The organism is Bacillus sp. JJ1773 (assembly GCF_036962035.1).
GTDB lineage: Bacteria > Bacillota > Bacilli > Bacillales > Cytobacillaceae > Cytobacillus.
Genome location: NZ_JBALNX010000010.1, coordinates 38,940 through 58,479, shown reverse-complemented (window position 1 = coordinate 58,479; position 19,540 = coordinate 38,940). Strand labels below are relative to the sequence as shown.

Sequence of the window (19,540 nt, the reverse complement as noted above, 5' to 3'; positions counted from 1 at the left end):
AGGAGAGCATTTGTTTGGATTGACCGAAGTTAAATTAATGGTAAATAAAATGCCGAAAAATACAAAAAGCGCGACTGATGATCGCGCTGCTAACAATCTTTCACTATGGAATTTTCAATCCCAATCCGCTTTAATTCTTTTTTATCCACTTTACCGACAGGCGTTTTGGGCATTTCCTTTAAGACAAAAATGTTTCTTGGGATTTTATATTTGCCTAATTTGGTACGGCAATAGATTCTAATTTCCTCATCTGTAATAACAGCCTTGTCTTTGAGAGTGAGGAAGGCAGAAACTGCTTCCCCCCATTTTCGATCAGGAAGCCCAATAACTGCAGCTTCATTGACTTCTGGATGTGCAGATAACCATTGCTCAACCTCTAGGGGATATACATTTTCTCCCCCTGTTATAATTATTTCTTTCTTCCTGCCTACTATATAGAAAAATCCATCTGAATCTTTTCTCGCTATATCGCCTGTATAAAGCCAGCCATCCTTAACGGTTTCCTTTGTTGCTTTTTCATTGTTCCAATAATGACTGAAGGCGTGCTTTCCCTTTATCAGTACCTCTCCGACCTCATCGATATTTGCTTCTGACCCATCTTCTTTAGCAAGCATGATTTCATTGAAAATCATTGGCCTTCCTACTGACCCCTTTTTTACGACTGCTTGATCAGTTGTAATAAAAAAATTATTCGGACCGGCCTCTGATAATCCGTAGCCTTCTTTAAATGGAAGTCCTTTTTGTTTGAACTTTTCATAGATTTCCAACGGGCAAGGTGCCCCTCCAGAAAGAAATACTTTTGTATAGGGAAAGCTGGTTTTTGTAAATTCAGGTGATTCCGTTATCATATGGTACATGGTCGGTACAAACAAAACGATTGTGCATTTATACAAATTTAAGAACTGTATCGCTTTTACAGGTTCAAAATAATCAGCAATAACTACTGTCCCGCCAATCATTAGTAAAGGAATTGAAAGAGCGTTCAATCCTCCAGTATGGAATAGTGGCAAATACGTAAGGGTTTTATCTCTGTTCGTCAAATTCCAGCTTATAATGGTATTCATAGCATTCCATAAAATAGATTGATGTGAAAGAACAACCCCCTTTGGATTCCCTGTTGTCCCTCCCGTATAGATAATGACTAAAGGATCTGTTTCGCTTAAATGACTTTCAATCCTATCTACTCTATCTCCAGTTGCTAACTCTTCATACTGCTCGCTATTGATTTGCATCAATTGAGTTCCATCCATGCAATTGCCCTTCAGCAGTTCTGTAAAATCGCTATGACAGCCAATGATTTTAGGATTACAATCGTTAAGTATATATTTAATCTCTTCACCAGATAATCGCCAATTGACCGGTACAAATACTGCTCCAAGCTTACCGCAAGCAAACAAAAAATCAAAATAACTTATATGATTAGGTGATAGTAAAGCTACCCGATCGCCCTTTTTCACCCCTTGATGATTCAGCCAACAGGCTATTGCTTGGGCACGCTTATTTACTTCATCATATGTCCGCTTCAGATTCGTATCGGCTTCAATGATGGCAACAGAAGCCGGTGATAATCTCGCTCTATTCTCCAGCCAATCGAGTTCCCACCCCACTATAATCTCTCCTTCAATCAAGATACCATTATATTAAAGAAAGAGAGTTACATAGAAGTTACATCATAATCCCGCCATCTACATGAAGAACCGTACCATTAACATAATCCGATTCATTAGAGGCTAAGAATAAATAAGCGTTGGCAATATCCTCGGGACTTCCGAGATGCCCTAGCGGTATCATCATTTTCATTTGTCCGATCACCTTTTCTGGGACCTTAGCCGTCATACCGGTGTCAATAAACCCTGGGGCTACTGCGTTAACATTAATCCCTTTACGACCAAGCTCCTTTGCCCACGTTTTTGTCATCCCGACTACTCCCGCTTTAGTCGCAGCATAATTTGTTTGGCCAATATTGCCATATACACCTGAAACAGATGAAGTATTAATGATTTTCCCTTTTCCTTGTTCAATCATGAAAGGCAGTACTGCTTGTGTACAATGGAAAACCCCTGTTAAATTCACATCAAGAACAGACTGAAAATCTTCTGCAGACAGCTTTGATAGCATGCCATCTCTTGTAATCCCTGCATTATTGATTAAAATATCTATTTTGCCGAAAGTATTTTTCACAGCTGCAACCATTTGATCGATGCTTTCTCGGTCCGCCACATTTACCTGAAAAAACTGAACATGATATCCTTGCTCCTTCAGCTCTCTAGCTCTTTCGGCTCCTAAATCTGCATCAAAATCAGCGAGTACTACAGCTGCGCCTTCCCTTGCAAAAATTTGTGCGGCAGCAAGTCCAATTCCATTGGCAGCCCCAGTAATAATGGCGACCTTATCTTTAAGTCTCATGTTTTCAACTCCTTCATCTATCTAAAAATTCCGACATCACTTGAAGCAACTGCTCCCAATCATCGATCAGCGGGGAATGACCGCAATCCTTTAATTCTACAAAGCTTGCATTCTCCCCAATATCCTCCATGATTTCTTCATTCATTTGTCTCGTGATCACTAAATCCCTGTCACCTAAGAGGACGAGTGTTGGTATTTTGATTTTCCCTGCATCCCCTGTTCCTTCTATTAATCCATTAAATGTCTGACTAATATTAAACGTATTCAAGGCATGGAGAATTTCAGCATAATTTCTTTGGGTAAGCATATCATCTATATACTCTTCGTAGCGTTCTGGTTCAGGTTTGTTTTTTGTATAAATAACAGCATCATAAATCATTCTTAATAATTCACGATTTCTCGTTGCGTATGCTTGCTCGGTAGTGATGACTTTTGCTTTCTCGCTCTTTGTCTGGGCATAAGTTTCAACACGCCGATTTAAGTCAGGCACCCCCTTTTCATCTGATTCATATAGTGGATATCCCCTTGTGGAACCTGATGCTAGCAAGATCATTTTATCGCACATTTCGGGATGGTCGGCAACGTATTGCATACTAACAGTGCCTCCCGTAGACCATCCGATTATTGAAAAATCCTTCAATTCAATTGCCTTCGTAAAATGGTCAATATCATCGGCTAGCTCTTTAATTGAATAGATCGGATTTTGATAGCTTGATAGTCCAAAGCCTCTCTGATCGATTGCATAAAGCTTGTATTTAGGATCCATGTTTTCAAGAACAACATCCCAATGCTTTGAGGAATTCATATTGCCGTGGACAAGCAGAACTTTTTTAGTTCCACCTAATCTTTCACGATAGAAAATCGTTTCCCCATTCGGCAGACTTACGTTTTTTATCATTATTTCTGTCACTTCTGAATCACTCTCCCCATCTAATTGTAGAAGCTCCCCAAGCATAGCCAATACCAGCACTGACTAGCACAATGACATCACCGTTTTTCAATTTCCCAGATCTTTCAGCAAGCTCTAAAGATAAAATTTGATCAATTTGACCTATATGCCCATATTCCTCTAAATAGATTGAATCTTCTTCAGTTAATCCTAACTCCTTTAAAACATAATCATGAGCAGACTTCTTCATATGAAGCATCCCGATATAGGAAATATCCTTCTCCTTGTATCCGCTTTTCCGGACAGATTCACGAATAACATGCAGGAAGTTCTTCATCGATTTTTTTTCGAGGCGCTCTCTCATGCCAGCAGGATCAAGAACATCAAGTTTATATTTCCCTTCCTCTAACGCTTCCCTTGTCAGCGGATTTTTCGTCCCGCCTGCCACAACGACAACATCCTCGGAAAAAGAACCGTCTGTCAGCAGCTCCGTCTCCAATAATAAATTCCTCTTGCAGTCTTTTTGTAAAATAATCGCCCCTCCGCCTGCCCCAAGATTATACATAAATCTTGTCCGAGGGTTATGGTAATCAATAAAATCCCCATTCCGATAACCGCCGGCTAAAAGAACAGTATTGATTGCCGGATCTGCGATCATCATATTTTTTGCTACCTTTAGCGCCATGACGGTCGTTCCACAGCGAAGTGCCACATCGAAAGCATAGGCATTTAACGCACCAATTTCCTCCTGCAGCTTAATACCTGCTGTCCAAAGCGGATATTCCTTATATTCCTCGCCAATGTAGATGACGAGATCAATAGTTAATGGATCTAAATTCGCTTTTTTAATCGCTTTTTCTGCAGCTCTAATTCCCATTAGACATGTGTGATCTTCCGGTCCAGGAATGGTCTTCCTTTTTATCCCCATTTTACCTTCAACAATCTCTTGCGGAATTCCTGCCATCAATGCAATTTCTTCACCAGTTATATATTCTTCGGGCAGATAGATTCCAGTACTAAGAATGCCGATATTCACGTTCTCACCTCATTCCTCATTATCTCGTACCGGTGCCCCCGCTTTTCTATTAATCCCCAATAATATTTTTCATGAAATTCATCGCATCTTCGATTGATTCGAATAGTATTTCTATATCCTCTTGAACATGGGATACTTTAATGCGCCATTTTTTCTTTCCGGTATGTTCATCAATGTCTGCTAAATGAAAGCGGACGATGAAAGAGGCAATTTGTTTCTGCTCCATCCTGCTCCCCCTAACTGGCAATTTTCTCTTCTTCTTTACTCTCCTCTTTCTTCTTTCGCGTTAGTTTCAGCTTTTTTAACGTTCCTACAATCCCCATAGGGAAGAACATAACGGCCAAAATATAAATAATCCCGAAGAAGATGATCCAGCGTTCAAAGATCCAGTGGACCTTTGCCAATTCAGTTAGCCAGTGATGGGCAAATTCTATTAGTCCAGCCCCAATGATCGCACCGACTAACGTTCCCACTCCTCCAATTATAGTCATGAGCAATGCATCAAGTGTTATATCCATTGTAAACACACTCGTATTAACAAATCGCAGTGACATAGAATAGAGAAGACCAGCCATTCCCGCTATTACCCCCGATATGACACTCGCAATGACCTTATAATGGAGGATGCTGTAGCCGAGGGATTCTGTTCTTTGTTCATTTTCCCGAATGGCCTGCAGGACTCTTCCTAAAGGGGAATTCGTGAATCTTTTAAGAATCGCAAATACCAAAATCATCATGACAAGACAAATGAGATAAAAATCGGTCCGGTCTTTAAATAATTCTGGAATTCGAAAGGTAAAGCCGTCATTGCCATACGTAACCGTTCGCCACTTTTCAGCCAAAACGAGGAAAAGCCCCGAGAATGCAAGTGTTAACATCGCATAGAAATGACTTTTTAGCCTTAAAGTTAGCAGTCCCAGTATCAAGCTCACAATGGATGTTAAAATAATCGTTACTAAAACAGCTAATAAAAGATACGGAATAGTTGGATCAAACCGTTTCATAAAGACGCCTATTGTGTAAGCGCCAATTCCAAAAAACATGGCATGACCGAAGGAAACAATTCCGGTAAAGCCTAGTAAAATATCATAGCTCATCGCAAAAATCGCAAATATAAACACTTGTGTCAGCAAAATTAACAGTGTTCTAGATTCATAGACAAATGGCAAAGCAAGGAGAAATATTGCCGTTATTAAGTACACAAAATTCATTCTGCTTGCAGCTAATATTCTCATCTTCCTCACCCCTTTAATCCAAACAAGCCCTGTGGTCTAAAAATTAATACGATTGCCATTAACAGCATATTGACAGCTAAAGAAAGTGAAGGAACGTAATACGCCATAAATGATCCGGATAAGCCTACTAATATGGCAGCTAAAATTGAGCCCGGAAAGCTGCCCATCCCTCCAATAACAACAACAATGAAAGCTAAAATAGCAAACTCGAGGCCCATCTCTGCGTAGATGACACCCGAATAAGGACCAAGCATAACTCCTCCAAGAGCTGCCATTCCCGCACCAACCATAAAAACAAACATAAACACTCTCTTAATGTTAATGCCAAGCGATTGCACCATTTCTTTATCCATGACACCAGCCCTTACGATCAATCCAATTTTTGTGTTTTTCAAAATATATTGAACAATTCCGAACACGAGCAAGCCAATGGCGATAATAAATACTCGATATTTAATAATGATGACGTTTCCAATCTCCCAGCTTCCAGCCAAATATGGGGGTGGTGCAGCAGATAATTGATTAGGTCCCCACACAACCTTTAATAACTCGGACAAGACTAGCATGAGGCCAAGAGTAATTAAAATTTGCTGAATATGATTTCCGTAGACCGGTTTGATAATCCATCTTTCAGTAAGCAATCCGAGAATAAGTCCTGTAACAATAGCACCTGCAATCGCAATGAAGAAACTGCCTGTTGTCGCATATAGCCAAGTCCCGCTATAGGCTCCCCATGCAAAAAGCCCGCCATGAGCAAAGTTTAATACATCCATGAGACCAAAAATTAACGTTAAACCAGCGGCAAGCAGAAATATAAGCATTCCAGTCGCTAATCCGTTTAATGTCAGAGTGATTAAAACATCCACATCTTTTCCTCCTTTCTTTATGCAATTCCTAAATACTTTCTCCGCATGTCTGCATCTTCTTTTAACTGGGCCATATGTCCTTCGCTCACTGTCCGGCCATCGTCAATAATGTAGAATTGATCGCCAATTGTACTGGCCATTATAAAATTTTGTTCAACGAGGACAATGGTTGTCTGCTCCTTCATTTGCAGAATGGTTTCCATCACCTTTTCCACTACAATTGGTGCCAGACCCTTGCTTGGCTCGTCTATTAAAAGAAAATCATTATCATTAATATAGGCTCTCGCAATAGACAGCATTTGTTTTTGCCCACCACTTAAAAGCCCTCCCTGCTTCTTCCAAAATGTCTTTAAATCAGGGAATAAGCCTAATATCCATTCAAGCCTTGCCTTCGTTTCATCATCTTCATTTTTCATTGCTACCTTCATATTTTCCTCAACCGTCAAGCCAGCAAAAATCCCTTGATCCTCAGGGACGTACCCAATCCCTTTCTGTGCCACACTGTATGTTGGCAAGCCTTCGATTCCTTCCCCTTTGTAAAAAATCGTCCCTTTTGACGGAGGATTCAGTCCCATAATGGTTCTTAGGGTTGTCGTTTTTCCTGCACCATTTCTCCCAAGCAGTACTGTTACTTCTCCTTTTCGCGCTTCAAATGAAACTCCCTGCAAAATATGATATTGTCCAATATGCGTCTCAATGTCATTAAGCTTTAATTGAACTGTCATCGTACAGACCCCCTAAATACGCGGACTGAACAGTCTCGTTTTTCATGATTTCCTCTGGAGTTCCGTCTGCTAGTAATCTCCCATTGAATAGAACCATGACAGTGTCAGATAAATCCAGAATCATATCCATTTTGTGTTCAATTAAGATGATTGTTCGATCCTTCCCTTGCTTTATTTTTTTCATAACCTCCAAGATAGCAGGCACCTCTTCAACGGACATTCCAGCTGTCGGCTCGTCAAGGAGAAGAACCTCTGTATTCAAGGCTAATAGCATGGCAATTTCCAGCTTTCTTTTTTCCCCATGGGCTAAGTTTTTAGCTAAAATCTCTTTTTTATTTTGGAGAAGAACGAGCTCTAGCCATTCTTCTGCCTTTTCCTCAAAAACTTTATATTTCCGATAATGAGCAAGCATTTGAAGGCGTGTTCCCGCTTGGGACTGTACTGCCAGCCTGACATTCTCCAGAACAGTTAAATTAGGAAAAACATTTGTAATTTGAAAGGACCTTCCAATTCCTAGACGTGTTCTTTCTGTCGTTGACATTTTAGTAATCTCTTTTTCTCTGAAAAAAATCTGCCCCTCCGTTGGCATTAGCTGTCCGCTTAATAGATTAAAGAAAGTTGTTTTACCAGCTCCATTGGGGCCAATAATAGACTTAAAGTGGTTTTCAGGAACTGCTATACTTACACGGTCCACAGCTGTATGGCCGCCAAATGTAATGGATAAATCCTTTGTCTCTATAATTGGTTTCACTCTCATTCACCACCTGGCTTTTTAATTAGTTATAGAAACAATGAACCTCGGTATAACACCGAAGTTCATTGTTTCTGTGGGAAATCTCCCGTCATTCTTAGTTTCTGATTGGCGGTTCAGTTTCTTCAGGGCTTAGTTCGCGAATTAACACTGGAACGGGATAAGAGACTCCATCCTTCTTCTCCAGCCTAATAGCATATAGCGTTTGTAGTGCTTGATGATCTTCTGGACGGAAAGTCATCTTTCCTTTCGGCGTTTCAAAGCTCATTCCTTCCATTGCTGCAATTAATGTATCGGCATCTGCTTTTCCTTCTGTTTTCTTCAATGCCTCGACAATGGCGATAGCTGCGGTCATTCCACCTGGAGTAAATAAGTCAGGAACTTCACCGTTAAAGCGTTTTTTATGTTCTTCTACTAGCCATTTGTTAATATCATTCGTTGGCAAATCATGATAGTATACGGTAAATCCTTCCATGCCAATCAGCGGCTCCATTGTAGATAAAGCAGGAATATCTGGCGCCCCTGTCGAAATCTTTATTCCTTTTTCCTGAACCTTCATATCAGCGATTTGATTCCATGGGGAGTTTGCACCTGCCCAGACAACAAATAAATAATCTGGTTTAGCATCAATGATTTTTTGAATATTTGACGTGAAATCTGTAGCAGCGGGATCGGCATACTCTTCATGAATAATCTCCGCTCCAAGCTTAATTGCTGCTTCCTTAAAAGCTTCTACCCCATCCCGTCCGAACGAATAATCTGGTGCGAGAGTTGCAATTTTAACACCATCTCCTGCAATCGCTGCTGCCCCTGCCACTGCATCTTGGGAGGAGTTACGAGCTGTCCGGAAAATATATTTATTAAATTCAGATCCAGTAATCGTGTCTGCCACCGCTGGTTCAACAACCATTATCTTTTCATATTCTTCCGCAAGCGGGAGGACAGCAAGTGTATCTCCTGAGCTCGAAGATCCTACTAAGAAATCCACTCCATTTTCTTCAAGAAGCTTCGTTGCCTTTTGAACGGCAACTTCAGGTTTTGTTTCCGTATCTTCTATGAATACTTCAATCTTTCTTCCTGCTACCTCTCTCGTGCCATTCGTTGCGTAATCAAGACCTAGTTCGAATCCTTGTAAAGTTTGCTTTCCATAGGATTCAAGGCCTCCTGTCTGTGAGGCGAGCACACCGATCTTGATTGGCTCACTGTTTTTCGTTTCTTCAGGCTCGCTTGTGTTATTATTATTTGTGTTTGTGTTCGTTTTTTCGTTTCCAGTGTTTCCAGTCTTCTCTGTTCCGCTGCAGGCGCTAGTGAATAGCATCACTAGGATCAGCATGCAAATAAAACCCATTTTACGCGACATTGCTGTCATCTTCCTTCCCCCTTCTACTTTTCAAAATAAAAACCTAGCATTGAAACCATCATAAACTCAGGTGGTTACAAATGAGTTACAGAAATAGAAAAGCAGAGAGTTCCTTGTTTAGAATCCAATGCACAGGTTTATGGAAGTGAGGAGTATAAACCCTAACATAAAAGTTTTCAATGTAAGGGTTTTGGAGAAATCTAGACTTAAGCCCTAACATTGATTTGTCCAATGTAAGTGTTTCGGAGAGACCGGTGACGAAAACCTAGTATAGAATTGTCTATTGAATGTATTCAGGACTAGCATATGCTCTAGGCGCTAGAGCTAGACATCTGAAAAACGGAAGCGATTGGGTACAGAAAAAGGCAGCCTTTATGGCTGCCTAACTGAGTTTAGTGTGTTACCTGATTCTAGAATCATTTCATACATATGACGTGTTGGATCCAGCGGGGGAACGCCAAGCTCCTCCTCCAATATTTCACAGCATTTTTGGTACCATTTAAGTGCGAAGGGGCGGTTGTTTTTCCTGTAATAGCAATACATCGTCAGTCGATAGGCTTCCTCCCATGTGCGGTCCTTCTCTAGTATTTTACTGCACCAATGTATAGCTTTGTCATACTCCTCACTTCTCACATAAAGCTGAGCTAGCTTTTCCGCTGCCCTAATAAAAAAGACGGATAATCTTTCTTTCTCATTCAGGCACCAATCATCAAATCTGCGCTCTGGCAAATAGTCTCCTCTGTACATCTTAAGTCCCTTTTCTAAATAATTCATAGCCATTTCTGTTTTCTTTTCTTCCAAACCAGCTGTCACCCAATGTTCAAAAACCAGGCTATCGACTTCAAGAACGGCATGAGGATTTAACCCGTATGCTGCTCCTTCCCTCATGATAAAAAAGGGTGTTCTTCTTGCTTTCCGGTTCGGTTCAAGGACGTTATTAAGAGCATTTAATGCCACTTTGAAATCTCGTGCCGCGCTTTTTTCATCCTGATCCGTCCATAGAAGCTGATAAATTTGCTCCTTTGGAATCAATTTATGAGGATGGGTAATAAATAATTGCAGTAATTCTTTAGCCTTTCCCCTCTGCCAATCCTTCTCTTCCACCTCTTTTTCACCTAGCCATATTTGAAACCTTCCAAGAGTACTGACTTTAAGTGTATAGCCAGGGTGAAAGTCAACCTTTGATAAATTCATCTCCTGCAGCAGCCTTGCTACCAATTGCGGCATGACTTTTTGTCTCTGTGCCTCAATAAGAATAGGAGCAAACATTTGCAAATCCCTTGGACCAAACATAGTCCTTTTATTAAAAATAAACTCATATTCTCCTGTTTGCACTTCTTTTAATAAAATGGGCAGCAGTTCCAAAAGGGATGGAAGTTCATTTTGGCTAAAGGAGATATACGTTTGCCAGTAAAGGCAGAGCATGCTTCCATATTGATCTCCGCACTCGTTAAAATGGCTGGATGCCTTTTGAATATATTTAGATCCATAAGAATAATGCTTGCTGTAAACAGCAGATATACCCATCGCAAGCTGAATAAGAGCCGATAACCAAATATCCTTTACATTTTCCGTTTCGACAAGGGCGGCATCACCTGCTGCTATTGCTCTTTCGAATTCCCCTTTGCTCCCATATAGTAAGCAAAGCCCCATAAGAGGCTCTGCCTTGCCTCTCTCGATTCGCAGCCGGGTCATTATTTCAAGTGCTGTTTCATAGCACTTCTCTGCTAAGCTTAGGTCATAATCATTAACAATTTGAATGGCATGACCCATTCTCATCCAGCCACACGCCTCCACGTAAGGGGCTTTTATGCTTATTCCATGCTGAATCCCTTCCTGTGCAAGTGACTTCGCTTGATTTCCGTTTCCGGTAAGTCCCTCAATTAGAGAAAGAAGAATATCTGTTTCCCGATGAGATTGCGGCAAGGGCGTTTTTTCTGAGCCTTCTCTCTTTTTATCATTCAATAATATATTCCTAGCTTTACTGAATCTTCCAGTTCGCAAATATAATCTCGCCTCAAGGCTGTTATTAAAATGAGGTCCCTTCAGATTGCCGGCTCTTTTGATCCATTTTTCTGCTTTCATATACTGACCGGAGTTTAACAAGTTTTCTGCAAGAAGGTGATAGAGTTTGGCCGTTTCATCCTTGGACTGAATATCATATTTTTCTCTTATTTCAATTGCCTGAAAAAGAATTCTTTCGGCTTTATGCGGCTGAATCGTGTCTAGATAGATTTTTGCCTGTCCTTCAAGTGCTCGGCTTTTTTCGAGCAAATTATTTTTTTCTTCAGCTATTTGCGCAGCTTTGATATAACATGCCTCTGCCTCGTTGTATTTGGAACAATACCGCAAAACCTCCCCTTGCAAAAACCAAAGGGGATAAAATTTGTCTTTTTCCGTATCTGAAATAAACATGAGCCGGTCATAGAGATTTTCAAGCTTCCCGTTCTCTAGCATCCTAAAGCCAACTTCATTTAAGACGGAAGCAACGGCATCGCTATACTGGATTTTCTCATAATGCAGCAAGGCCTCCTCCCACTGTTTTTTTCGTTCAAAAAAACGGGCGGTTCGCTCATGCATAGACCGAAAAGTTTCTGGATCCTTTACCTTTAATTGATTCTCTAAAAACTCTTTAAATAATGCGTGATATTTAAATTGCTTTTCTCCGATACGATAAATAAACAAATTCCTTTCAATAATTTGATTAAGGATTGAGGATGAACCCGTTATGCCTAATACAGAGTCACAAATCTCTTCACTTAGTTCATCGAAAATACACGTCTGTTCTAAGAATTGCTGGATAATTGGCGGCTGTTTCGCAAAAACCTCCAAAGCCAAATATTGAAATAAATCTTGGAGAGATTGTGATGATTTTGAATGTAAGTTCGAAAAATCACCGTTTTCCGGAATTTGCTGTGCAATCATCCCAATGGCAATGACCCATCCCTCAGTTAACGCATAAATTTGTGCTAATTCCTCTTCGTTAACATTTATATCATAATAGTCATTTAGCAGAAGCTCTGCCTCATCCATTGTCATGATGAGATCGTCTTTCGTGATTTCCATTAACTGATTACATACCTTCATTTTCGTCAGCTGTTTCCACATGGGACGGCTTCTGCTGGAAATAATAAAATGAATATTCGAAGGAATGTGATCAAGCAATTTTTCCATCCACCGATTGATTGTATATGATTGTTCAATTTGATGAAAATCATCTAAAATGATAAATAGTTCTTTTTCGATAGATAGCAGTTCGTTAATAAATAGGGAACTAAGCGTATTGATTTCTTCATCTCTAATATACCTGTCCATATCCTTCATCATGAAAGCGAGGTTCTTGCCGAACTCTGGAAAAGAAAATTGAATCGAGGAAATTAAATAGGACAGAAAAGGAAGAATATCATCATCAGCAGCGGAAATTGAATACCAGCTGCAGTCTTTTTTCTCATCGTTAACAAAAAGTGCCAGTGCCGTACTTTTCCCGTAGCCTGCTCCCGAATGAATAATGGTCAAAGGATAACGCGAAATTGATTTCATTTTTTTCGTTAAGGCTGCTCTTCTAATGGATTCTATTTTAACATCTGGAACGAGAAGCTTCGTTCTGATAATAGGCATAGATTTGAACAAATTACTTCCCTCGCTTCCAAAAGTCTTAATTTTCCGATTACTTTTTTCTAAAAAAATATTATTTATTTTAACTTCGCTATAGAGCAGACATTTTCCTTCAAAAAAAGGACTCGAGTTTTCGAGTCCAGCGCAGAAAATATTAGCTAGCAGTTTAAAAAGAAATATCCATTTCATCAATCGGCCAATATCTAAGGTTTACTTTTCCGACTACTTGATCAACAGATATTAATCCATAATGACGGCTATCCCAGCTTTTTGCACGGTTATCTCCTAGAACAAAAATCTTTCCTTCTGGGACCGTCTCAGTACCAGTAACTTCCATTAAAGTGAAATCTCCAGTCAGCATACTTCCAATTGCCTCTTTTCGAAACTTTTCGAGGTATGGTTCATATACTTTTTCTCCATTAATATAGAGCTCATCATTATGGTATTCAATCTTATCTCCCGGCAAACCAATAACCCTTTTCACAAAATCTTCTTCCTTGCTATGGTGAAAGACAATGACATCAAACCGGTGCAACTCACCAATCTGAGTTCCAATCTTGTTGACAATTAATTTATTGCCATTTTCAAGGGTCGGCATCATGGATTCACCTTCAACTATATAATTAGAAAAGAAAAAGGTTCGTATAAAAGCAAAAATAATAATTCCGATAGCAAATGCCTTTATCCACTCAATTCCTTCCTTTTTTATTCCCTCATTCATCTTTTCTCCTCCCTTCCAGCCTTTACTCTTGGTAATCCCTTTCCCTTTCCATCTTTAAATTCATTTTTATTTCAATTCTTTTTCCAACATACCAAAGGATAAAGATAATAACTCCTACAATCGCAGACCGAATCGGCTGTGTGACCAGTGATTTAATATCAGATCCAATAAAGCTGATCGTAAATATCATGACAAGCTTTCCTGTTAAGACCGCAAGCATATATTGAGCGATGCTAATTTTTGATAGACCTGCAACAATATTTACTACCGCTGAAGGCGTGAAAGGGAAGCATAAAAGAATAAATAATGGACCAAATCCATGTCTTTCCACCCAGGCCATAAGCTTTTGGACTTGCGAATGCCTTTTAAGCATCCTCAGCACCCGGCGCTGTCCATACTTCCGCACTAATATGAAAACTAACAACGCTCCTATTGTTGCCCCAATCCATGAAAATAGGAAGCCTAGCCATAAACCAAAAGCATTTGCATTCGCCATTACAAATAAAAATAACGGAAGAAATGGCAAGAAGGCTTCGAGCATGGGCAACAAAATACCTGGAAGCGGGCCAAAGGAACGATATTTATCTATTAATTCCATTATATGTTCAAGTGTAAACCAGTCTTTAAGCCATTCTAACTCCATTTAATGTCTCCTTGTTACTTTCGAGCTGTTGTTGTGTGTAATCGTATATATTTTTACCTCTTTCTATTTAATTGTACACCCATTTTTGGGAAAAAGAATGTTATTTTGCCAAAAATTCGTGAATTGCCTGCTTATTTCTTTCAAGATCTATTGCTAGAACAGATCCAGAACCGCTAACTCTTTGATTGCTGTAAGAACCATCTACAGGAATTCGTAAAGTCCCAATATCCTGAATGTCTTTTGAAATAAAATCCTTGCCTATATAAAGAATATCAGTTGTATCCATGTTTGTATTCACAAACGGTGTCATCACACCGACTAATTTTGGCAGCTTCGCAATTGTTTGAATGCTCTTTAATTGTGACCCGACTTCCTTAATTACCTTTTGCTGTCTTTCAACCCTGCCGAAGTCACCAACCGCATCATGGCGGAATCGGACATAGCCAAGTAAATGCTTGCCATCAAGCCGTTGTAATCCTGGTTGTAAATTTACTCCGATATAGGCTGACATTGCTTTCTCTACCTCAATTTCTACACCTTGTGGAAATGCTTCATCAATTAGATGAACGAAACCATTAAAGTCAACAATAGAGTAATATTTAATGTCTATATCAAAGTTTTCCTTAATCGTTTTTCTTAATAATTCCGGACCTCCAAAAGCCAAAGCAGCATTAATCTTGTGTTTTCCATACCCTGGAATATTTACATAACTATCTCTCATAATAGAAATGACTTTATATGTGCCTTTATCCGGATGGTATTGAGCAATCATAATGGTGTCTGCTCTAGATTTTTCATTTCCGCGTGCATCACTGCCAAGAAGAAGAATATTTGTGCCGCCATACTGATCCTTGTCTCCGTGAAATTCAAACTCCTTCGTTTCTATGTTTGCCTTCTTTAAGGATTGTGAAACCCCTTGTTTATATTGAAAATAGGAATAGCCAATAAGTCCGAAACATATTAGAAAAAGAATGAGGACAATTGATTTCCACTTCTTCTTTTTTTGTTTTTTCTGTTGGTATCGATCTGATCTCATTTTACTAGTCCTTCCTTTTAATTTAGGTTATTTACTTTCAAACATATAAGACTGCTTTCATAGTTAAAAAGTTTCTTATTTTAGGCTGGTATTTATTGTATTTCGTTATTCTTAAAAAATAAAAACCACAAACCTGCTTTAGGCTTGCGGCTTTGAATCTAGTATCCTATAAATAGTCTTTAAACCATCCGATAATATAGTTTAAACGGCTAATTCTTAAGTTCGGCTTGCCGCTTCTTGAAAGCTCATGATTAGCTTCCGGAAAGCGAATAAACTTTGTTGGTTTTTTACGATCCTTTAATGCAATAAATAATTGTTCAGCCTGTTCGATTGGGCATCTGAAATCCTTCTCGCTATGAAGAATTAGCAGCGGTGTTTCAATATTGTCGACATAGGCAAGCGGAGAATGCTTCCACAATGTTGTCACATCATGAAGACCGCTTTTGATTTGCCAATCAGTGAAATAATAGCCAATATCACTGACTCCGTAAAAGCTAATCCAGTTTGAAATTGAACGCTGGGTTACTGCTGCTTTAAAACGGTTTGTGTGCCCGACAATCCAGTTGGTCATAAATCCTCCGTAACTTCCGCCTGTGACCCCTAAACGATCACTGTCAATAAAATCAAAGGAAACTAACACATGATCGACCGCATCCATAATATCCTCATAATCTTTTCCGCCATAATCCCCTCTTACAGCGTCAACGAAAGTCTGTCCATAGCCATGGCTTCCGCGAGGATTGATAAATAAGACGGCAAATCCTTGTGCCGCAAGACTTTGAAATTCATGAAAATATGTATTGGCATACATCGCATGAGGTCCACCATGAATTTCGAGAATAAGCGGGTATTTCTCTCCTTCCTTAAAGTTCACCGGCTTCATCATCCAGCCATGTAAATTCCAGTTATCCGAAGATTGAAACTCGAATGGCTCTGCTTCTGCAAGGTCAATGCCATTAAGGAATTCTTCATTCACATTTGTCAGCTGCTCCAACTCACCTGTTGACACATTAAGGAAATGCAGATCTCCTGGCTTTGCTGGTCTACTAATAGCAACAACCGCCCGATCAATTTTCCCGCCGGTTGTAAGTCCGTATACATGCTGGCGATCCAAAAGAGCCGGATAAAGTTCTCCATCTATAGTTCCATAGTAAACAACTGTATTGCCATGGTCTGTTGCTAGGAAATAGAAGCTGTGATTATCCTCACCCCACAAAATTCCCGGGGTGACAGCACCCTGTTGGAAATCACCAATTGCATAATCGCCAACTAATAAGTCTGAATCAGCAGTCAGGCAATGAAGCTTCTCCATTTCTGTTTCGTAAATCCAAATCTTTGATAGCGTGGCATTTTTGAATTCTTTTTCGTGTCCAAACATACCAAGATACTTTCCGTTAGGTGACCATGTAACATGGCCGAAGCTTCCGGTTCCACTTGTGATTTTCTGGAGCTTCTTTGTTTCAATATCAATAAAAAAAACATCATTTATAAAGGATGTGTCCTTTTCCTCACTTAAATCTGCTGTGATAGCTAGTTTTTTTCCACAAGGAGACCAGCTATGAAGCTGAAAATCATTTTCTTCAGATGTAAGCAGCTCGATCTTTCCATTTTCCACTTCAACAAAAGCGATATGAGTATATTTTCCGTCCCAAAATCCTGAGGCATCTGATTTGTATTTCATTTTTTCAACTTCAAGCGGAACAGGGGGTTGGTCTTCCTTCTTTTCTTTCTTTTCAGCTGAAGTGACCGATTCATCTTTTTTGAGCGCTGCATTAAAGGCAATTCTAGTGCCATCAGGAGACCATACCGGATTCGATGCTCCATTTGGACATTTCGTTAGCTGGCGTGCCTCCCCTCCTTTAGCATCCATGACATAAATTTGTCCTTTTCCGCTCCGGTCCGAAACAAAAGCAATTTTCGTTCCATCCGGAGACCAGCGTGGGGAGGAATTTCTGTTTTCCCCAAATGTCCATTGAACAGGCTTATTCTTTTCTTTCGTGTTTATGTAAAACAAATTGGAGCAATATTTATTTTCCTTCTCAAGCATTTGTGTTTCTACAAATAAACAATCCTCCCCATTTGCTGCAAGCTGAGGATCTGATACAGATTTGAGCTTATACAGATCCTCTGGGGTAATCGTTCTTTTTTCCTTCATTCCTTTTCCCTCCTATTAGTTTAGGGTAAAGCACCGTATGCACTGGGCTCTGGAGCTAGCCATTTATATAGCTCCTTTTTATTTCGACACTAGAAATATTTTCCCTTCTTTTTTTATTTTGAAGATAAGATCGTTTTTTAAAATTTTTGGGAAATGCTGAGTATAGATATTCGACAAAGTAAGGCACTTGCAAATTATGATATTTAAATATAAAATAATTACAGAACACACGTTCCCATTCGTATAAATTTTATTTTTTGTATAACTAAGGGAGGCATGCATAATGACAAGAATTCCTGAGGAGGATCGAAATATTATTGAGCAGGCTATTTATTTGCCGATGGTACTAACGGTTTTAAATCGGGATCTTAACGTTATTAATAAGAGCCCTTTTAAGCTTAAACAGCCATATCTAAATTTAATTGAGGAGACCATGAAAGTTATTCAAAAGGAATTGAAAGATGTAAAACAATATATGTATAAAAATAAACTGAAGGTTGAACAGCTGAAGCGGGATGAGGCGTTTACGATGTTCATTTTTCTATATAAGGGCTATGAAGAACAGCATAATTATTTTAATCCCCGTATTCGCAATAGAGTTCAGGAGTTATTAGAATTTTATTTATATCGGCGTCACCTTCACGAATTACAGAGTGAAAAAAAAGTGGGGTACTCATAGGGAATATCCCCTAAGATCACCCTCACTAATTATTTGTATTCCTTTTCTCCTGCACTATACTTGCCAGTATGCTCGGAAGCATTTAGATTTCTTCTTCCGCTAATGAAATACCAGTCCTTTCGCTCTAAATTTTCGATCCTTCTGCTAAGCGTAGTTTTCAACAAAGCCGTTCGTAGTATTTGATTATTAATGGAGTTGTAGGAAACCGGTAAAGTCAAAGTTCTTTTATTGTTAAATAAAATTTTTGTATTGGCTGCGTCTTCACGGCGATGTAAAAGGACATGCTCTTGAGATATCCATATGCATTGAGAGTTAGTCGGAGATGTCGTTGGAAAAAAATAAATGGAGTTTGTGGAGTCTACTGTGATGGGTGCTTTGTGGGTAATTCCTGTAAGTTGTTTAGTCGCCTCTTTCCTGCCCTCATAACTGCTCCCGAAGGAAATACACCCTTTCTTTATTATATCAATAGGTTTAAATGGTGAAACATATTCATCCTCCAGCTCCCAAATTTGCGAGTAAACTTTGCTGCCATATGTTAAAGGCATAATAATCATTGTGTCGGGATTAATTTCATATTCTTCAATCAAAGGGGGAGTTATTATTTTTACCATTACCTCATCTCCTCAAAAGTTATATTCCATCAACCATACCAGATTATTACCAAATAAACTCACTTTCTTCAAAAAGTTCTTAAATTGTTCATAATTTTCATATTCATAAATATTTTTAGAAAATTTCTATAAATTAAGTGAATAAAAAGGAGGAACCCCATATAATAGTAAAAAGCGTTGAGGTGATTTTCGTGAATGAAAAATCATACACAGAGCTGATGAAAAAAAACGCCATGAAAAGGAAAAAGTTGAAGGAATCCTATGTTTTAGATCTTTATATTGACATGTTGCTATCAGAAGTGCTGCTGACAAAGGAAAAAAAGCATCTCATGGAAGAAATTGACCATTCCCTTGATGAAGGCAATAAACCGGCATTTATTCATTTATCAAAGAAGTATATTGAGCTGACAAAGCGATTTGGCACATAATTCTAGAATCTCCCGAAATTACGGGAGATTTATTTAATTTGTAAAAAAGTGATCTGGAATCAGATATTTAATCTAAAATGGTTCCGTAAAAAATTCATGGTGAGGGTTTTTGATGTGGATACTTCTAGACACGTTTCATGGACGCTTCATGGTGAGGGTTTTTCATACGGATGCTCCGGAACGCGTACCATGAACGCTTTATAGTGAGCGTTTCTCATACGGCGCTCCGAAACGCGAGTCATGAACCCTTCATAGTGAGCGTTTTTCATACGGGCGCTCCAAAACGCGAGTCATGAACCCTTCATGGCGAGGATTTTTCATAAAGGTCCAACAAAACGAGTGCCATAAACCTTTCATAGTGAGCGTTTCTCATACGGGCGCTCC

The 19,540-nt window shown here is 39.3% G+C and carries 18 protein-coding genes; 2 read left to right on the top strand and 16 right to left on the bottom strand.

The genetic code is table 11. The features are described 5' to 3' along the window. Positions 1 to 89: 89 nt before the first annotated feature. The 15 genes from V7127_RS02315 to V7127_RS02245 form a co-directional block, all read right to left on the bottom strand. Positions 90 to 1,607 carry an acyl-CoA synthetase gene (locus tag V7127_RS02315; protein WP_335483220.1) on the bottom strand — a complete coding sequence of 506 codons (1,518 nt, stop codon included), beginning with the start codon at positions 1,605 to 1,607 and terminating at the stop codon, positions 90 to 92. A gap of 58 nt (positions 1,608 to 1,665) precedes the next feature. Then, positions 1,666 to 2,406 (bottom strand): 3-oxoacyl-ACP reductase FabG, encoded by a 741-nt coding sequence (gene fabG, locus V7127_RS02310; protein ID WP_335483218.1) that lies wholly within the window; start codon positions 2,404 to 2,406, stop codon positions 1,666 to 1,668. Between the two features lie 13 nt (positions 2,407 to 2,419). Then, entirely contained in the window at positions 2,420 to 3,304 is an 885-nt protein-coding gene (gene phaZ / locus V7127_RS02305; RefSeq protein WP_335483217.1) for an intracellular short-chain-length polyhydroxyalkanoate depolymerase, read from the bottom strand. Positions 3,305 to 3,323: 19 nt separating this feature from the next. Then, positions 3,324 to 4,331 (bottom strand): 3-oxoacyl-ACP synthase, encoded by a 1,008-nt coding sequence (locus V7127_RS02300; protein ID WP_335483215.1) that lies wholly within the window; start codon positions 4,329 to 4,331, stop codon positions 3,324 to 3,326. Positions 4,332 to 4,380: 49 nt separating this feature from the next. Then, positions 4,381 to 4,557: a hypothetical protein gene (locus tag V7127_RS02295; RefSeq protein ID WP_335348250.1), complete on the bottom strand. Its 177-nt coding sequence runs from the start codon at positions 4,555 to 4,557 to the stop codon at positions 4,381 to 4,383. Positions 4,558 to 4,567: 10 nt separating this feature from the next. Further along, positions 4,568 to 5,566 (bottom strand): branched-chain amino acid ABC transporter permease, encoded by a 999-nt coding sequence (locus tag V7127_RS02290; RefSeq protein ID WP_335483213.1) that lies wholly within the window; start codon positions 5,564 to 5,566, stop codon positions 4,568 to 4,570. A 5-nt stretch (positions 5,567 to 5,571) separates the two neighbouring features. Further along, a complete protein-coding gene (locus V7127_RS02285; RefSeq protein WP_335354656.1) occupies positions 5,572 to 6,432 on the bottom strand; it encodes a branched-chain amino acid ABC transporter permease in 861 nt (286 codons plus the stop codon). A 17-nt stretch (positions 6,433 to 6,449) separates the two neighbouring features. Continuing rightward, positions 6,450 to 7,157, bottom strand: a complete 708-nt coding sequence (locus V7127_RS02280) for an ABC transporter ATP-binding protein (protein ID WP_335483211.1) — start codon at positions 7,155 to 7,157, stop codon at positions 6,450 to 6,452. Continuing rightward, on the bottom strand, positions 7,135 to 7,908 hold the full coding sequence (locus V7127_RS02275) for an ABC transporter ATP-binding protein (protein ID WP_335483209.1): 774 nt from the start codon (positions 7,906 to 7,908) through the stop codon (positions 7,135 to 7,137). The genes V7127_RS02280 and V7127_RS02275 overlap by 23 nt, the downstream gene beginning before the upstream one ends. A 97-nt stretch (positions 7,909 to 8,005) precedes the next feature. Continuing rightward, on the bottom strand, positions 8,006 to 9,268 hold the full coding sequence (locus V7127_RS02270) for a substrate-binding domain-containing protein (RefSeq protein WP_438823958.1): 1,263 nt from the start codon (positions 9,266 to 9,268) through the stop codon (positions 8,006 to 8,008). A gap of 372 nt (positions 9,269 to 9,640) precedes the next feature. Next, positions 9,641 to 12,886: a BTAD domain-containing putative transcriptional regulator gene (locus V7127_RS02265; protein WP_335483205.1), complete on the bottom strand. Its 3,246-nt coding sequence runs from the start codon at positions 12,884 to 12,886 to the stop codon at positions 9,641 to 9,643. Positions 12,887 to 13,049: 163 nt separating this feature from the next. Beyond that, entirely contained in the window at positions 13,050 to 13,604 is a 555-nt protein-coding gene (gene lepB / locus V7127_RS02260) for a signal peptidase I (RefSeq protein WP_335346089.1), read from the bottom strand. 22 nt (positions 13,605 to 13,626) lie between these two features. Next, on the bottom strand, positions 13,627 to 14,247 hold the full coding sequence (locus V7127_RS02255; RefSeq protein ID WP_335346088.1) for a TVP38/TMEM64 family protein: 621 nt from the start codon (positions 14,245 to 14,247) through the stop codon (positions 13,627 to 13,629). 100 nt (positions 14,248 to 14,347) lie between these two features. Further along, the gene (locus V7127_RS02250) at positions 14,348 to 15,283 is read right to left on the bottom strand and encodes an LCP family protein (protein ID WP_335346087.1); all 936 of its coding nucleotides are present in this window, start codon (positions 15,281 to 15,283) and stop codon (positions 14,348 to 14,350) included. 166 nt (positions 15,284 to 15,449) lie between these two features. Beyond that, entirely contained in the window at positions 15,450 to 17,438 is a 1,989-nt protein-coding gene (locus V7127_RS02245; RefSeq protein ID WP_335483203.1) for a S9 family peptidase, read from the bottom strand. 283 nt (positions 17,439 to 17,721) lie between these two features. Between V7127_RS02245 and V7127_RS02240 the strand changes: the two genes are divergently transcribed. Further along, on the top strand, positions 17,722 to 18,117 hold the full coding sequence (locus V7127_RS02240) for a hypothetical protein (protein ID WP_335483201.1): 396 nt from the start codon (positions 17,722 to 17,724) through the stop codon (positions 18,115 to 18,117). 29 nt (positions 18,118 to 18,146) lie between these two features. On the opposite strand, the gene V7127_RS02235 is transcribed toward V7127_RS02240, so the two are convergent. Then, positions 18,147 to 18,728, bottom strand: a complete 582-nt coding sequence (locus tag V7127_RS02235; RefSeq protein WP_335346084.1) for a competence protein ComK — start codon at positions 18,726 to 18,728, stop codon at positions 18,147 to 18,149. Positions 18,729 to 18,946: 218 nt separating this feature from the next. On the opposite strand from V7127_RS02235, the gene V7127_RS02230 reads away from it, so the two are divergent. Next, complete coding sequence (locus V7127_RS02230) at positions 18,947 to 19,156, top strand: IDEAL domain-containing protein (RefSeq protein WP_335483199.1); 210 nt, start codon at positions 18,947 to 18,949, stop codon at positions 19,154 to 19,156. The last annotated feature ends 384 nt before the right edge of the window (positions 19,157 to 19,540 follow it).

What these genes read in the sequence shown, in the direction of transcription:
- fabG (WP_335483218.1), bottom strand. Translation starts at nt 2,406, where the DNA reads ATGAGACTTAAAGATAAGGTCGCCATTATTACTGGGGCTGCCAATGGA.
- phaZ (WP_335483217.1), bottom strand. Translation starts at nt 3,304, where the DNA reads ATGATAAAAAACGTAAGTCTGCCGAATGGGGAAACGATTTTCTATCGT.
- V7127_RS02295 (WP_335348250.1), bottom strand. Translation starts at nt 4,557, where the DNA reads ATGGAGCAGAAACAAATTGCCTCTTTCATCGTCCGCTTTCATTTAGCA.
- V7127_RS02290 (WP_335483213.1), bottom strand. Translation starts at nt 5,566, where the DNA reads ATGAGAATATTAGCTGCAAGCAGAATGAATTTTGTGTACTTAATAACG.
- V7127_RS02280 (WP_335483211.1), bottom strand. Translation starts at nt 7,157, where the DNA reads ATGACAGTTCAATTAAAGCTTAATGACATTGAGACGCATATTGGACAA.
- V7127_RS02270 (WP_438823958.1), bottom strand. Translation starts at nt 9,268, where the DNA reads ATGTCGCGTAAAATGGGTTTTATTTGCATGCTGATCCTAGTGATGCTA.
- V7127_RS02265 (WP_335483205.1), bottom strand. Translation starts at nt 12,886, where the DNA reads ATGCCTATTATCAGAACGAAGCTTCTCGTTCCAGATGTTAAAATAGAA.
- lepB (WP_335346089.1), bottom strand. Translation starts at nt 13,604, where the DNA reads ATGAATGAGGGAATAAAAAAGGAAGGAATTGAGTGGATAAAGGCATTT.
- V7127_RS02255 (WP_335346088.1), bottom strand. Translation starts at nt 14,247, where the DNA reads ATGGAGTTAGAATGGCTTAAAGACTGGTTTACACTTGAACATATAATG.
- V7127_RS02250 (WP_335346087.1), bottom strand. Translation starts at nt 15,283, where the DNA reads ATGAGATCAGATCGATACCAACAGAAAAAACAAAAAAAGAAGAAGTGG.
- V7127_RS02245 (WP_335483203.1), bottom strand. Translation starts at nt 17,438, where the DNA reads ATGAAGGAAAAAAGAACGATTACCCCAGAGGATCTGTATAAGCTCAAA.
- V7127_RS02240 (WP_335483201.1), top strand. Translation starts at nt 17,722, where the DNA reads ATGACAAGAATTCCTGAGGAGGATCGAAATATTATTGAGCAGGCTATT.
- V7127_RS02235 (WP_335346084.1), bottom strand. Translation starts at nt 18,728, where the DNA reads ATGGTAAAAATAATAACTCCCCCTTTGATTGAAGAATATGAAATTAAT.
- V7127_RS02230 (WP_335483199.1), top strand. Translation starts at nt 18,947, where the DNA reads ATGAAAAAAAACGCCATGAAAAGGAAAAAGTTGAAGGAATCCTATGTT.